Source organism: Nonomuraea sp. NPDC059194, assembly GCF_042754765.1.
Lineage (GTDB): Bacteria > Actinomycetota > Actinomycetes > Streptosporangiales > Streptosporangiaceae > Nonomuraea.
On the sequence record NZ_JBHZBH010000081.1, the window covers coordinates 1 to 14828 of the forward strand.

Below are 14828 nucleotides of genomic sequence, written 5' to 3' on the forward strand. Positions count from 1 at the left end.
CCCGAGGGCGTACGGGACGTGCTGCGGCGGCGCCTCGCACGGCTGCCCGAGGCAGGCGTGGCCGTGCTGCGACTGGCCGCGGTCGCAGGCCGGGAGAGCTCGGTGGACGTCCTCGTGGACGCCGCCGACACCGACGAGGACGGCGTGCTCAACGCACTGGACGCAGGCGTGATCGCCGGGCTGCTGAGCGAGCCCGGCCCCGGACGGGTGCGGTTCGTCCACGCCCTCGTCCGCGACACCCTCGTCGCCGGCGTCAGCCGCCTGCGGGCATCCCGCATGCACGCCCGCATCGCCGCCGCACTGGAAGCCACCGGCGACATCCCGGCGCTCGCGCACCACTACGCGCGCGCCGGATCCCCCAAGGCCGTCGGCTACTGCGTCCGGGCCGCCGAACTGGCCGAAGCACGCTACGCCCACGACGTCGCAGCCGATCTCCTCACCGACGCGGTCGCGAACTCGACCGGCCCGGAGGAACGCATCGACCTGCATGGCAGGCTGCTGCAGGCGCAGATCCGGGCCGGCGCCTTGCTTGCCGCGCGCCAGACCCGCCTGCAAGCCGTCGAGTACGCCGAGTCCCTGGGACGCGACGACTTGATGATCGACGCGTTCACGGCCTGGACCGAGCCGACACCATGGCAGTCCCGCGAGTACGGCACGGTGGACCGGCCCATCGTCGACAGGCTGAGCCGCCTGCTCAAGCGCACCGACCTGGCCCCGGAGGTACGCAGCCACCTCCTCGCCGCCTACGCCGAAGAACTGGTCGGCGAGGACGACCCCACCGCCCTGGCGGCGGCCTGCGAGGCGCTCGACCTCGCCACCTCACCCCGCCTGCGGGCGGCGGCCCTCCAGGTCCTGACCCGCGGCCACGGCGGCTTGCCCGAACGCGACGACCTCTGCCGCGAACTGGTGGCGATCGGCACCGAGCACGACCTGCCCGTCTATCGCGTCACCGGGCTGCTCAACCAGGCCGCCTGCGCCGCCGCGGCCAACGACCCGGCCACCATGCGCCGCGCGGCCGCCGAGGCCCTCGACCTCGCGCGCACCTACCGGCTGCCCGAAGCGATCGGCGTCGCCGAGGTGGCGCTGGCGACCCTGGCCCTCATCGAGGGCCGGTTCGCCGACGCCGAACGGCTCTACACCGAGGCCGCCGACGGCATGCGGCGCGCCGGATCCCTGCACGCCGTCGGCTTCCTCGGCCTCGCACTGGCCGCGATCTGGGTGAACAACGGCACGCTCGGCGAGCACCTGGAGGAGGTGCGCGCCTTCCACGAGGCGTTCGGCCCGATCGCCTCCGACCTGCTGGTCCTCGCCCTGCACGCCAAAGGCCTGATCGACGAAGCCCGCCGGGTACGCACCTCGGACCCGATCCGGCCCGACTACTTCTTCACCTTCCTCACGACCGTCCGCGCGATGGCCGCCATCGCCCTGGACGACCGCGCCGCGGCCGAGGAGATCTACGCGACTCTGCTTGCGCGCCGCGACGGCCCCCCGCCGGACGCCACGAGCCTGTCGGTGGAGCTGCGCCCGGTCGCCCACACCCTCGGCGAGCTGGCCGTCTTCCTCGGCCACGACGACGAGGCCGCCGCCCACTTCGCTCAGGCCGCCACCATCGCCGACCGGTGGAACGCACCTCATTGGGCCGCCGAGGCCCGGTTGCGAACGACCACCTAGCCACTGCCCACGGCGCCGCACATCTGTGACACAGAACTTGTCACACTGGCGTCACGGGCCCGGGATGCGCCCAGGTCGCCGAAAGCCGGGCCGGGTCCGACTCGGCAACGTTATGTGTCACATCGGCGTGGGAGGTCCTTGTGGCGGTTGTGCCGTTCCCCACCCCGCCTGCCGAGACCGTCGGCGGCGAAAGCATCGTGGCCGCCATCGACCGCTACCTCGACTCCCTCCAGACCAGGACCACCCGCGACAGCTACGCCGCCACCCTCGCTCACCTGACCGCCATCACCGGCGACCGGCCCGTCGGCGCGCTCGTTCCCGAGGACTACGCCGCGGTGATGAACCGATGGGACAGCGCGGCGGCCGCAACCTGGAACCGGCACCTGTCCGCGCTCACCTCCTTCACCGCCTGGGCCGGACGGCAGGAGATCCTGACCACCAACCCAGGACGCAGGCTGGAGCGGCGCAAACCCGCCCGCCGCGGCGACCGCGCCATCGCCCGCGCCCGCCTGGACACGCTGTTCACCAACGACCGGCACGCCCTGCGCGAGCGGGTGCTGTGGCGGCTGCTGTACGAAACAGCGGCCCGAGCCGAGGAACTCCTGTCCCTGAACATCGAAGACCTGGACACCGAGTTCCGGCGCGCCCGCGTCCACTCGAAGGGCGGCGCGATCGAGTACGTGCACTGGGCCACCGCCACCGCCCGCCTCCTACCGCGACTACTACAGGGCCGCACGACCGGGCCGCTCTTCCTGGCCGACCGCCGCGCCCCCGCACAAGGGCGCCGCACCCCGGCAGCCGTCGACGTCTGTCCCGCCACCGGGCGCGGCCGACTGTCCTACCCGCGCGCCGAGTACCTGTTCAAGACCGCCAGCGTGGCCCTGGACCCCCATGGCATCGGCTGGACACTCCACCAGTTGCGCCCTTCGGCGCTCCAGCATTTGGCCGCCGCCGGCCGCACCGCCCCCGAACTCCAGGCCAGATCCCGTCACCAGCACCTGGGCAGCCTGGGCCGCTACGTCCACCTCGGCGAACAGACCTCCGCCCGGATCACCGCCGACGCCGACCCCGCAGCCCGACGCCGACCCCGCTAAGGCGCGCCGAGCACTGACCTTCCAGGCCACGCTCGCCGGCCAGCCGACGAGGCAGCCCGATCAGCCATCACCACAGGTCGGGGCTATTTCCGTTGGATTCTTCGACAGGACTACCGGGACCCCTGGATGAGCCGACCCAGGGTCGGCTCATCCAACGACGCACCGAGGTGCTGCGTCCGCAGGCCGCAGGAGCCAGGTCACCTCTCGACAGCGGGGTCGAGGTCAGACCGCCTCGGCGCCGGACCGTCGCCGCTGGCATCGGACTCGTCGAGGTCGAGGCGGGGATCGACGGATCTGCGGGTGCGGGCCAGCCCGCCCCGCGCAGGCCGCGGCCCGCAGGCCAGGTCAAAGGCGAACCAATTTTGGGTTGACTTATAATGCAATTGAATGTAATTATCAGTCCATGGAAAGTGGGAGCGCAGGGAAACGTCCGTACCGCCTGGGCGCCCGTGCCGCGGCTGTCGAGGCCACACGCACACGCGTCATCGAGGCGGCGGCATCGCTGTGGATGCAGCGCTGGTACGCCGAGGTCACCCTGCAGGACATCGCCGCCGAGGCGGATGTCTCCGTGCAGACGATCGTCAACCGGTTCGGCAGCAAGGAAGGGCTCGCCGACGCCGTCGCCGACTGGATGGCATCGCGGGTTCTGGCAGACCGGCAGGCACCGACGGGCGATGTGCCGGCGATCGTGGCCGTGCTCTTCTCGGACTACGAGCTCCACGGCGACGCCAACGTGCGCTGGACGATGGAGGAAGACGTCCCTGCGATCGCCCGAGCGATCGCAGGAGCGCGCAGTCTGCATCGGGCGTGGCTGGAGCAGGTCTTCGCAGACCGCCTCCCGGTCCCAGGGCCCGTACGCGAACACGCGCTGAACCTGCACTACGCCGCCACCGACGTCACCCTCTGGAAACTGTGGCGGCGCGACCTCGGGCTGTCACGCGAGGACGCCGAACGCGCCATGCGCGACCTATTGATCTCGATCGACCCTAGAAGGGGCCACTATGAGTAAGCGCTTTCTGTTCACCCTCTGGTCCGGCGGCGGAGTGGTGCCGCCTGTCCTGTCGGTCGCCCGAGCGCTGTGCGAGCGGGGCCACAGCGTGCGGGTGCTGGCCGATAGGTCTCTGCACGACGAGGTCGCCGCCAGCGGCGCGGAACCGATCGCCTGGACGACAGCGCCCCAGGGTGACGTCGCCGATCCAGCGACGGACATCCTCAAGGACTTCGAGGCACGCACACCGATGGGCGCGTTCGCCCGGCTCCGCGATCGCATCGTCTGCGGCCCCGCGGCGGACTACGCCCGGGACACCCTGGCCGAGTTGCACACCCGACCGGCCGACGTGCTGGTCACCGACTTCCCGCTGCTCGGCACGATCACCGCCGGCGAAGCAGCCGGAACCCCGGTGGTCGCGCTCGCGACGACCATCTATCCCTTCCCCACCCCCGGAGCACCGCCGTTCGGCCCGGGGCTCAGACCCGCCACCGGCACGCTGGGCCGCTTGCGCGATCGGGTCCTGACGGGACTGACCATGAAACCGTGGGAGAAGGGACTGCCCGCACTCAACGCCGCCCGCGTCGCCAACGACCTGCCGCCGATCGACTCGGTGATCGACGCGTTCGGCCGCATCGATCGGCTTCTCGTGCTGTCCCCGCGCACGCTGGACTACCCCAGCCGGCGATTCCCCGACTACGTGCGTCACGTCGGCGCGCGGCTCGACGACCCGGCCTGGGCCGGGGAGCTGGAACTGCCGGACGGCGACGCGCCGCTGGCCCTGGTCAGCTTGAGCTCCTCGTTCATGAGCCAGGCCCCGCTGCTGGGACGCATCGCCGAAGCCCTCGGCACGCTGCCGGTACGCGGGCTGATGACGACCGGCCCAGCCGTGGACCCGGCGACGATCCCTGCGCCCGGCAACGTCCTGGTCACCACCGCCGCGCCGCACAGCACGGCCCTGCGCCACGCTGCGGTGACGATCACGCACGCCGGCCACGGGACCGTCGTCAAGTCCCTGGCCGCCGGCGTCCCCCTGGTCTGCGTGCCGCTCGGCCGCGACCAAGCCGAGGTGGCCCGCCGCGTCGAACTCGCCGGTGCCGGGATCACCGTGCGCAAGAACGCCTCAGCGAGCACGATCGCACACGCAGTCGGACGTGTCCTGCACGACCCGTCCTACCAGCACGCAGCACAGCGGCTGGCCGCCGAGATCGCCGCCGAGACCACCACCGACCAGGCCGTCGCCGAACTCGAAGCCGCCGCCGACCGGGCGGCCGCAAGCCAACCGCAAGGCCTCCCCAGGCGCGGCACAGCCACATGAGGGCCCCGGACATGGTGATCCGCCTCGTCACCGCCGCCAGCGCACCGGTGACCTCCCGCTCCGCCAACCCTTCACCCGCAGCAAGATCGAAAATGACGACAGAAAGCGTTCAAAGAATCACGCCATCAAGCAATCCAAGTCACAGGTCAGCGCATTAGCAACCCCTGCGGCGGGCACTCTGGCGTGAAGGAATGTCACAGAAGGCGGCTGGTGGGATCAGCCTTACCGACAGGCCAACAGTAACCCAGGGTGAAGACATGAGGACGAGACCGTTTCGCGTGATCGGTGCGATGCCAGCGCGCGACCCTAACGAGCCACACCGGGCGGCCACGACTCTGGAGTTGTTCTACGACCTGGTGTTCGTGGTCGCCGTCGGACAAGCGGCGGCCAGCCTGCACCACGCGATCGTCGAGCGGCACGCGTCGCAGGGACTACTCGGTTACGCGCTGGTGTTCTTGGCCATCTGGTGGGCCTGGATGAACTGGACCTGGTTCGCCTCGGCCTTCGACAACGACGACGTGGTCTACCGGATCTCCGCGTTCGTGCAGATGTTCGGTGTCCTGGTGCTCGCGGCGGGGGTCTCGGAGGCGTTCGATGGGCGCTACGCCATTGTGGTGATCGGCTACGTGATCATGCGCCTTGCCATGGTGGCCCAGTGGTTGCGGGCCGGAGCGGCAAACCCCGCGCTGCGGACCACAGCGGTACGGTACGCCGTCGGGATCACTGCTGTGCAGCTGTGCTGGATCGTGCGCCTGCTCATACCCGCGCCGTGGGCCCTGACGAGCTTCCTGATCATCGTCGTACTCGAGCTGCTGGTCCCGTGGTGGGCGGAGCGGGCACGTCCCACCCCGTGGCACCCCCACCACATCGCTGAGCGCTACGGCCTGTTCACCATCATCGTCCTCGGCGAGGTGGTGCTCGCAGCGACGATCGCCGTCAAGGCCGGGGCGGCGGCGGGCGCCGGCGCAGGCACCGTACTGCTGGTCGGGCTCAGCGGGTTCGTCATCGTGTGCGCGATGTGGTGGCTGTACAACTCCTGGCCCGCACATCCCTTCCTGAGCAGCGGCCGCTCCGCCTTCGCCTGGGGTTATGGCCACTACTTCATCTTCAGCTCGATCGCGGCCTTCGGCGCCGGGCTCGGCGCGGTCGTCGACTTCAAGGCAGGACGGATGGACGAGCCGAACGCGACGGTGCTGGGCGCCTCCATCGCGCTCCCGGTCGCCGTGTTCCTGCTCAGCGTGTGGCTCGTGCACATCAGGCCGCACCACCCGCCCACGGCCTGCAGCGTGTCGTACCTGGTGGCGGCCGTGCTGGTGGCACTGACCATGTTCACGCTCGTTCCGCTGGAGCTGATCGCGCTGATCCTTGTCGCCGCCGTGGTCGCGACCGAAGCCGCCCCACCAGGAGCGAAGTGACCTCGGCAAGCACAGCCTCCACTGCTGTGAGCATCGCCGGTGGCTGGGGAGGGGGTGCTGGCCCTTCTTCTTGCAGGACCTGCTGGGCGTACTCGGAGAATCCGGATAGGTAAGGCGTTGACCCCGCTGCGGTCGCGACCGACCTGGCCGCCATCGAGGGCGTCCGCGACGTGCACGATCTGCACCTGTGGACGCTACCTCCGGCACGAACGTGACCACCGCCCACCTGGTCACCGCCCACCTACCTGGTCACCGCCGAGATCATCGACAACCACGCCGTCTTGGACCAGCCCGCGACCTCCGCCACCGCCACGGCGCCCATGCCGTCCGGCGTGTACGTCCGGCACACGCTCGAAGAACTGCCGGGTTTTGCCGCCTGGGCCAGCCGCCACTTCGGCCCCGAAACCACCAGCACCTTCGCCGCCTACACTTTGCGCTGTTGCTGCTGGTCCTGCTGTGCTCCTGGCGGGCGTCGGCGGCCGGCCGAAACGGCGCCTGGGTGGTGCTGGCCACGGCGTTCCAGTAGCAGTTCAGCGTCAACGCCCCTGTCCCACCCGACCACCTGGATCGTCTGGGTGAATACTCACCCAGCGCCGTCACCGCGGCCGTGGTGTCCATCCCGGCCACCGCCTACTACCTGGCCTGGATGCGGCGCCAGCAGCCCGGAGATCGCGTTGGCCATCGCGCTGGGCACCCTGATCGCCACGGCCGCGATCGGCTTCTTGTTCCTTTGAGGACCGCACTCCCGGCAGCCCCAGCCACCGGCAACCACCGCCCCGCGTACCCCGACCATGAACGGGCCGCGCACTGCGCGGGCAGTCGTCATGGTGGGGCCGCTAGCTGGCGGCTGGGGACACGTTCGGGAGAAGACCCCTGTGACAGATCAGGACAGGTCCAGTACGGCCTTGCCGGGCAGGCGGCTTTCTCGTACGGCCTGGAGCGTGTCGGCGGCGTCGGTCCAGTCACCGCGCGACGCGATGTGCGGGCGCAGCCTCCCTGCGGCCACCTCGGCGGCGAGCCAGGTCAGGTCCGTGTTGATGCCGCCACCGCTCATCTCGAAGAAGGTGACGATCGAGCGGTCCTGGCGCATCGGGTCGGCGAGCAGGCTGCCCGGCTCGAAGGCCGTGGAGCCGCCGGAGGCCGCCCCGGTCAGCACGAGCGTGCCGCCCTCGCCCAGCGCGTCGAAGAATGCGGCCAGGTCCGGCCCGCCGACCTGGTCGAGCACACCGTCGACCGGCGCGGTGATGTCGTCGGGGCCGGTGATGACCTCGTGGGGGGCGAGAGCGCGCAGCTCGTCGGCCAGCTCCGGCTTCCGGGCGGCGGCGATGACGTGCGCGCCGCCCCGGGCGGCGAGCTGGACGGCGAACCGGCCGACCGCGCCCGAGGCTCCGGTGATCACCACCCGCCGACCCAGGATCGGGCCCAGCCTGCGCAACGCGCGCAGCGCCGTCCCGGCGGAGACCGGCAGGGTACTCATCTCGCCGAGGTCAGCGCCCTCGGGGACGGTGCCGATGAGCGCGGTGTCGACGGCCCGCAGCTCCGCCCACCCCTCGCTGAGGCCGAGGGTGGCGACCGGGGTGCCCGCCGCCGGGCCGGAGCCGTCGGCGGCCGCCTGCTCGACCACACCGGCCGCGTCCCAGCCGATCACCGCTCCGTCAGGAGCATTGGGCAGCATCAGACGGAACTCGGCCGGGTTCGGCGAGATCGCCCGGACCCGGACCAGGGCCTGGTGGGGCGCGGGTACAGGGTCGGGCACCTCGGCCACGCGCAGGTGGCCGGGGGCAGAGTGGTCGACGATCAGGGCACGCATGAGGAGTCCTCCTCTGGTCGGTTCGGATGAATGGCCGCTGGGAGCTTGGCTTCGCCTGCGGGGTCCCCTTGCACACCGGGACCCCCGCCTCAGTGGCCGTCTTCCTAGCGGTGCCGGTCAGGGCCCAAGGTAGCGATAGCGCAAGGCCTGGTGGCTACACCCGCGGCTGCGGGTGCGGCGGGGAGACGTCGAAGGACGAGTGAGCCCCGCCGAGGGCACGGGACTCAGGCAGCCACGAGGAGATGATCAGGCTGGTGCGGTCCATCAGCTGCTCCGCCCCGAGCTGCGCGGGCAGGTAGCGGCCGAAGGGCGGAAGGTTCTCCAGTCGCTCCAGGCCGCGGGAGGCGGCCATGGCCGGGTCGGTGTCGTCGGTCTTGGCGGCCACCGTGAGGATGCCGATCTGCTTCTCCTCCGGCTGGAACATCAGCCAGACGCTGGACAGGCCCTGCTTGTCGGCCTCGTCACGGATCGCCGGCCACACCTGCTTCAGCAGCTCCTCGACGTTGCTGTCGGTGTAGGCGTAGCGCTCGAAGCGGTTGATGTGGTGGGAGGTGGCCATGGGCTTGAAGTCGTGGGCCCCGGTCACCTTCCAGTAGTGCTTGTCGACGTCGATGAAGCGCTCCCAGAACTTCACGCCGGGCTCCGGGAAGAGCTCCTCGTTGGTGAAGTGGTTGTAGTCGAGCACGTTCTCCCAGGTGTCGAACAGGTAGCGGCCGCCGATGTACTTGGTCCCGGTGGCCGGGTCGAAGCGCAGCGGGGTGTACTTGTGCCGCATGCCGGGGCGGATGTCCATGTTGGGGCGCTCGCGCTCCAGCATGTCGACGATGTCCTGGGTGGTGACGCTGTCATCCAGGGCAAAGTCGGAGGTGAAAGCGGCCTCCGCCTGGATGGGGCCCGTCTTGTAGCCGCGGACGTCCATGGCTGTTTCCTCTCTTGCTCGCACTGTGTGGTGAGGCTCCCCGGATCGGGCGATCCCGTTCATGACGGGCCGTGCCGCGATAGCGCGGCACGGCGGGGAGACCTCAGGGAGCGCGCCTCCATGCCTTCAGGGGCGCGCCATGACCAGCGACACTCGGCCGGCGAGACGCCTCGTGCCGCACGGTCGCCCGAGGGCGCCGTGCTCATGGCTCGCCAAGGTCCTCGTGCGCTCCACTCTCTAAGCGGACCGCTCGGTCATGTTTTAACAGTAGCACAACTTGACCGAATGGTCCGGTTATGTAGGATGGCGGCACGATGAGAGCCGACGCCATGCGCAACCGACGCCTGCTGATGGACGCCGCCGCGGCGGAGTTCGCCGAGAACGGCATGGACGTGTCGATCACACGCATCGCCTGGCGTGCCCAGGTGGGCAAGGGGACGGTCTTCCGCCACTTCGACACCAAGGAACAGCTGCTGGCCGCAGTCTTCAGCGACCGGCTGGAGGAACTGGTCGCCGCCGGCCACCGGCTCGCCCAGTCCGACGACGCGGAGGCCGCGCTGTTCGAGTTCATGACGGTGGGCGTCGAGATCCAGGCACGCGACCGCTCCTTCTGCCAGGCCGCCGCGGCACTCTCCCGCAGCGAGCCCAGCGTCCGGGCCTCGCGCGAACGCCTCGCAGAGGTGGCCGACACCCTGGTCACCAAGGCGCAGAAGGCCGGGGCCGTCCGTGACGACGTTACGGGCCTGGACATCGTGCTGCTGCTCAGCGCCGCCTCACAGGCCGTGCTCAGCATCGGCGAGGAGGCCCCGGGGCTATGGCAGCGCTACCTGGGCATGGTCTTCGACGGCCTGCGACCGCAGGGCGCCCACCCGCTCCCCGTCACCGCCCCCACTTTGGCACAGTTCACGGGATAGTCCGGGGTCGGTTCCGCTGCCCCGGCGCCGGTGATCCTCGCCCGGACCAGCCGTCGCGGGGCCGATGATCTCCGCCTCAGTCTGCGCCTCCTGCCACGGCCGCCGCGCGGTCACCACCTCGACCACCTCCGAGCAGCACCACCCCTGCCTGACTTTGTCGGTGAGAAGGAACAGCGTTTGTTGATCTGGACCGATTGCACTTCTCCCGGTCATCCGGGCATGTTGATGAGGTTCGACGGCACCTTCCGCACCGGCCAAGAGCCGGGCTCATGTCTGCCTCTCCGATTGGTGCCGTGCCGTCGATCAAGTCATGGGTCGGGGCGCGCCACCGAAGACGATGACCGTCTGCGTATGCCTCTGGCTTTGGCTCGGGTGCCGAGTATGGTCAAATCTTGCGGGTGAGCGCTGTTCTTGGGAGTTTGATCGCGGTCTTCGGGACCCTCCTGGGGTCTTTTAGCACCTACCTGTTCCAGCAGCGGACCGCCGTGCGGACTGAGGCGGTCGCGCGTGATGAGCGGCTGCGCCAGGAACGTCTGGCCGCCTATATTGAGTTCGCCGCCGCGATAAGCGCGCTCAAGCGCGCTGTCGTCGCCGTGTGGCTCCGGCAGTCGGATTCTGCCGAACTCATCCAGGCGCGCGCCGAGGCCGATCGCCTGGGCGCCCTGGCCGAGGCCGCACGCTTCCGGCTGCACTTGGTGTCAGGTCAGCCTGATCCCCATGCCGACGCCGCGTTCGCACACATGGACGCGCTGCGCGACGCCGCCGACCAGGCCGAGCTCAAGATCCGTGAGGCTGAGTTCGAAGCTGCGGTATCGACGTTCATCGCAGCCGCAGCAGAGCGCTTCGTCACCCCTCGGCGCGTCGCGTCGTAGTCCAACCATCGCGGCAGCGAAGGCTTGGGCGCTGCTGCTTTCGCCGACATTCCGCACGTTGGAAGATCACGAGTGCTGTCGGATCTGGGCGACTAGCGCTGTTGAAACTGACATGGTCACCTGCCCGCCGCACGCCCTGCCCCAAGTCAACAAAACCACCGATGGAAGCGTTGGCACGGTTAGGCGCAGCTCACATGCGTAACATGGGATTTGTCGACTTAGGCCTGGTGTGTACCAGTCCATTGGCCGAAGCCGGTGTGGGGTATCGATGAGTGCGACGGCATTGAGCACCTCCAGACGGCGGCAGGTGGGCAGACTGCCGAGCGAGGTGACCAGCTTCGTGGGGCGTCGGCGCGAGATGGCCGACGTCAAGCAGTTCCTGTCCGAATCCCGCATGGTGACGCTCACCGGCACGGGCGGGATCGGCAAGACCCGGCTGGCCATGCAGGTGGCCGCCGATGTGCGGCGGGCCTTCCCTGACGGCGTGTGGCTGGTAGAACTCGCCGCGCTGGACAGCCCGGAACTGCTCGTCCAGACCGTGATCGAGAGCCTGGAGATCTGCGACCATTCCAGCCGGCCTCCCATGGAGGTGCTCGTCGAGCATCTGCGGGACAAGCAGGCACTGGTGATCCTGGACAACTGCGAGCACCTGCTGCACGACTGCGCGATGCTGGCCGACACCCTGCTGCGCTCCGCCCCCCATCTGCGGATCCTCGCCACCAGCCGGCAAGCGCTCGGCATCGCCGGCGAGCAGACGCTGACCGTGCCGACGCTGTCGCTTCCGGACTCCGACGCCACGGGCATGTCCGAGCGGTGCGACGCGGTACGGCTGTTCGCCAAGCGGGCCGGGGCCGTCCTGCCGGGTTTCACCGTCACGGAGAGCAACAGGGACGCCGTGGAGGGGATCTGCCGGCGGCTGGACGGCCTCCCGCTCGGCATCGAGCTGGCCGCCGTGCGGCTGCAGGCGCTCTCCGCCCAGCAGCTGCTCGACCGGCTGGACGACCACTTCAGGCTGCTCACCACGGGGCCGCGGAACGTGTCGCCCCGCCATCGCACGCTGCGCGGGCTGATCGACTGGAGCTACGCCCTATGCACCGACCAGGAGCGGCTGCTGTGGGAACGCGTCTCGGTGTTCGCCGGCGGCCTGGACCTGGAGGCGGCCGAGGCGGTCTGCTCAGGGGACGGCATCGCCCGCGAGGAGGTCCTCGACCTGGTGGCCGGTCTTGTGGACAAGTCCATTCTGTCCCGGGAGGAGCATTCGCCGGCGGTGCGGTACCGGCTGCTGGAGACGATCCGGCAGTACGGCAGGGAGCGGCTCGTCGCGTCCGGGCAGGAGGCGGCGCTGCGGCGGCGGCACCGCGACCACTACCGGGGGCTGGCGGCCGAGGCGTACGCCCAGCGTTTCGGCCCGACGCAGGTCGCCTGGCTCACCCGGCTGGACCTCGAGCACGCCAACCTCCGCGCCGCCCTGGAGTACTGCTTCACCGAGCCCGCGGAGGCCAGGACAGGCCTGGACATGGCCGCCGACCTGCTCTACCACTGGGTCGCCGGCTACTACCTCAGAGAGGGCCGTCACTGGCTGGACCATGGGCTCGCCGCCGACACCGAGCCAAGCGAGGTCCGAGCCCGGGCCCTGTGGACTGACAGCTGGCTGGCCATCATCCAGGACGACATCGCCTCGGCCGCGGCGATGCTCGAGGAGAGCCGGGCCATCGGGGAACGGCTGGGGCACGAGCAGGTCCTCGCCTACGTCGCGCTCTACTGCGGGGTGGTCGCCATGTACCGGAGGGACGCCGAATCCGCGCTCGCGCTCTATGAGGAGGCGGTGGCCCGCCACCGTGCCACCGGGGACCTGACGGGCCTGGCCCTTGCGCTCATCCGGCTCGCCCTCGCCCACTCCTTCTACGGCGCCGCGCCGCGCGCCGTCTCCGTCGGCGAGGAGTGCCTCGCGATGTGCGACGCCCACGAAGAGGGCTGGCACAGGGCGTACGCGGCGATGGCGCTCGGCATCGAGGTCTGGCGCCGGGGCGACACCCGGCACGCGGCCGAACTGGTGAAGGAAGGCCTGCGGTTCAACCGGTCGCTCGACGATCCGCTGGGGGTCGGAATCAAGCTGGAGGTGCTGGCCTGGATCGCCGCCTCAGAGGGCCAGTACCAGCGGGCCGCCGGGCTGCTGGGGATCCTGCAGAGGATCCGGCAAACGGTCAATGTGTCGATATACATGTACGCCCCCCGCTGCCACGAGGAATGTGAATCCCGTACCCGTCGAGCTCTCGGCGAGTCGGCCTTCCACACGACCGTCAAGCGAGGCGCCGGGCTCTCCTACGACGAGGCGCTCGCCTACGCCCTTGAGGAGGACACACCCGGGGACGGGCGGCCCGAGGAGGCCGGGCGGCCTTCGCCGCTGACCCGGAGGGAGATGGAGGTCGCCCGGCTCGTCGCCCAGGGGCTGAGCAACAAGGAGATCGCGGCCTCATTGGTGATCGCCCGGCGCACCGCAGAGGGTCACGTCGAGCACATCCTGACCAAGCTCGACTTCAACTCCCGCGCCCAGATCGCGGTCTGGGTCAGCGAGCAGAGCCGGGCCGCCGGGGACGAGCCCCCTCCCGGTGGTCTTCGTTGACCCCCGGGACGCGGCCGTCGGGCTCATCCCCGAAAAGGGGATCCTGAACGTCGTCAGCGCGTTCACCCTGTTAGCCCAGGGAGAGTCCGCGTTGGCCACCGGACGCCGGTGGTTCGCCCCGAGTCCGCGAGAATCGCCTGACGAGTTTGCCGACTCTGCGGCCGTGTTCCAGGTCGTCGTGGGCGGTGCGGATGTCCTCAAGCGGGTAGACGTGGGTGGGCCCGAGGATGGCCTGGCCGGAGTCGATGCGGTCGAGGTGGCGTTGAAGCACCTCGGCTGGCAGGTCTGCGGCCTCGCCGTGGTAGGCGGTGAGCCTGACTCCGCGGGGCAGGTAGGCGATCGGGTAGAAGTTTTTGACCGTCCACTGGTTGGAGAGCATGCCGGTGAAGCAGACCGTTCCGTGCAGGCGGGTCGCGGCCAGGGTGTCGGGCAGGGTTGGGGTGCCGACCAGTTCCAGCGCGGCATCGACGCCGTCGGTGACGACGTCAACTCCGTGGTCGGCCAGCGCCTGGGCGCGGTCGGCGTTGCGGGTGGGTGGTGGCCAGGACGGTCGCGCCCAGTTCCTTGGCCAGGGTGACCGCCATGAGGCCCAGCGCGGAGGTGCCGCCGCGGATCAGCAGGGATTGTCGCGGCCGCAAGTCAAGCCCGATGGTCAACGAGCCGTGGGCGGTCTGCAAGGTTTCTGGGATGGCGCCTGACGTCCCAGGGCAGTTCGGAGTGAAAGGGCACGACCTGCGCGCGGGGCACCACGGTGTACTCGGCGTAGCCGCCGTCAAAGGTGCGGCTCATGCCGCCCATCAGGGTCGCGACTTGCTGTCCCGGCCGCAGCACGCCGTCCGGATCGGCGTCGATGATGCCGACCGCCTCGCCCCGTTGGGGCTGCGGCTGGCTCCGGACAAGACCCGCGTGGTCCACGTCGACGAGGGGGGCTTCGACTTCCTTGGACACCACATCCGCCGTCTGCGGAAACGAGGAACCTCGAAGTACTACGTCTACACCAAGCCGTCCAAGAAGGCCGTCCAGACGGTCAGGGACAAGGTGTCGGCGAAGACCCACAGGTCAACCCGCAATCAGGATCCGGCCGAGCTGATCCTCAGCCTGAACCGGATGCTGCGGGGATGGGCGAACTACTTCCGACACGGAGTATCCAAGGCGATCTTCAACGCGATCGACGCCTTCACCTGGGGGGCGGTTGATGCGCTGG

General features: G+C 69.9%; 13 protein-coding genes and 1 pseudogene. 9 read left to right on the plus strand and 5 right to left on the minus strand.

The genetic code is table 11. The annotated features are described in order from the left end of the window. The 5 genes and pseudogenes from ACFXJ8_RS43230 to ACFXJ8_RS43250 form a co-directional block, all read left to right on the plus strand. Positions 1–1671: pseudogene (locus tag ACFXJ8_RS43230) on the plus strand (transcriptional regulator); the annotation flags it as partial. Between the two features lie 140 nt (positions 1672–1811). Continuing rightward, positions 1812–2765 (plus strand): tyrosine-type recombinase/integrase, encoded by a 954-nt coding sequence (locus ACFXJ8_RS43235; protein WP_379651287.1) that lies wholly within the window; start codon positions 1812–1814, stop codon positions 2763–2765. A 403-nt stretch (positions 2766–3168) separates the two neighbouring features. Next, positions 3169–3774, plus strand: a complete 606-nt coding sequence (locus ACFXJ8_RS43240) for a TetR/AcrR family transcriptional regulator (protein WP_379651289.1) — start codon at positions 3169–3171, stop codon at positions 3772–3774. Continuing rightward, positions 3767–5071: a glycosyltransferase gene (locus ACFXJ8_RS43245; protein WP_379651291.1), complete on the plus strand. Its 1305-nt coding sequence runs from the start codon at positions 3767–3769 to the stop codon at positions 5069–5071. The genes ACFXJ8_RS43240 and ACFXJ8_RS43245 overlap by 8 nt, the downstream gene beginning before the upstream one ends. A 290-nt stretch (positions 5072–5361) precedes the next feature. Beyond that, on the plus strand, positions 5362–6486 hold the full coding sequence (locus ACFXJ8_RS43250) for a low temperature requirement protein A (protein WP_379651293.1): 1125 nt from the start codon (positions 5362–5364) through the stop codon (positions 6484–6486). A gap of 241 nt (positions 6487–6727) precedes the next feature. On the opposite strand, the gene ACFXJ8_RS43255 is transcribed toward ACFXJ8_RS43250, so the two are convergent. The 4 genes from ACFXJ8_RS43255 to ACFXJ8_RS43270 all read right to left on the minus strand — a co-directional run bounded on the left by ACFXJ8_RS43255 (position 6728) and on the right by ACFXJ8_RS43270 (position 9215). Further along, positions 6728–6901, minus strand: coding sequence for a hypothetical protein (locus tag ACFXJ8_RS43255; protein ID WP_379651295.1), 174 nt, complete (start codon positions 6899–6901; stop codon positions 6728–6730). A gap of 168 nt (positions 6902–7069) precedes the next feature. After that, on the minus strand, positions 7070–7312 hold the full coding sequence (locus tag ACFXJ8_RS43260; RefSeq protein WP_379651296.1) for a hypothetical protein: 243 nt from the start codon (positions 7310–7312) through the stop codon (positions 7070–7072). Positions 7313–7369: 57 nt separating this feature from the next. Further along, complete coding sequence (locus ACFXJ8_RS43265) at positions 7370–8296, minus strand: zinc-binding dehydrogenase (protein ID WP_379651298.1); 927 nt, start codon at positions 8294–8296, stop codon at positions 7370–7372. 154 nt (positions 8297–8450) lie between these two features. Then, on the minus strand, positions 8451–9215 hold the full coding sequence (locus tag ACFXJ8_RS43270; protein ID WP_379651299.1) for a hypothetical protein: 765 nt from the start codon (positions 9213–9215) through the stop codon (positions 8451–8453). 314 nt (positions 9216–9529) lie between these two features. On the opposite strand from ACFXJ8_RS43270, the gene ACFXJ8_RS43275 reads away from it, so the two are divergent. The 3 genes from ACFXJ8_RS43275 to ACFXJ8_RS43285 all read left to right on the plus strand — a co-directional run bounded on the left by ACFXJ8_RS43275 (position 9530) and on the right by ACFXJ8_RS43285 (position 13624). Then, the gene (locus ACFXJ8_RS43275) at positions 9530–10129 is read left to right on the plus strand and encodes a TetR/AcrR family transcriptional regulator (RefSeq protein WP_379651301.1); all 600 of its coding nucleotides are present in this window, start codon (positions 9530–9532) and stop codon (positions 10127–10129) included. A gap of 419 nt (positions 10130–10548) precedes the next feature. Then, positions 10549–11001: a hypothetical protein gene (locus ACFXJ8_RS43280; protein ID WP_379651303.1), complete on the plus strand. Its 453-nt coding sequence runs from the start codon at positions 10549–10551 to the stop codon at positions 10999–11001. Between the two features lie 268 nt (positions 11002–11269). Then, positions 11270–13624 carry an ATP-binding protein gene (locus tag ACFXJ8_RS43285; protein WP_379651305.1) on the plus strand — a complete coding sequence of 785 codons (2355 nt, stop codon included), beginning with the start codon at positions 11270–11272 and terminating at the stop codon, positions 13622–13624. Positions 13625–13694: 70 nt separating this feature from the next. Here the strand turns inward: ACFXJ8_RS43285 and ACFXJ8_RS43290 are convergent, their stop codons facing one another. After that, the gene (locus ACFXJ8_RS43290) at positions 13695–14129 is read right to left on the minus strand and encodes a zinc-binding dehydrogenase (protein ID WP_379651309.1); all 435 of its coding nucleotides are present in this window, start codon (positions 14127–14129) and stop codon (positions 13695–13697) included. 143 nt (positions 14130–14272) lie between these two features. Here ACFXJ8_RS43290 and ACFXJ8_RS43295 point away from each other — a divergent pair. Beyond that, a partial coding sequence (locus ACFXJ8_RS43295) for a group II intron maturase-specific domain-containing protein (protein WP_379651307.1) occupies positions 14273–14828 on the plus strand: 556 nt, incomplete at its 3' end.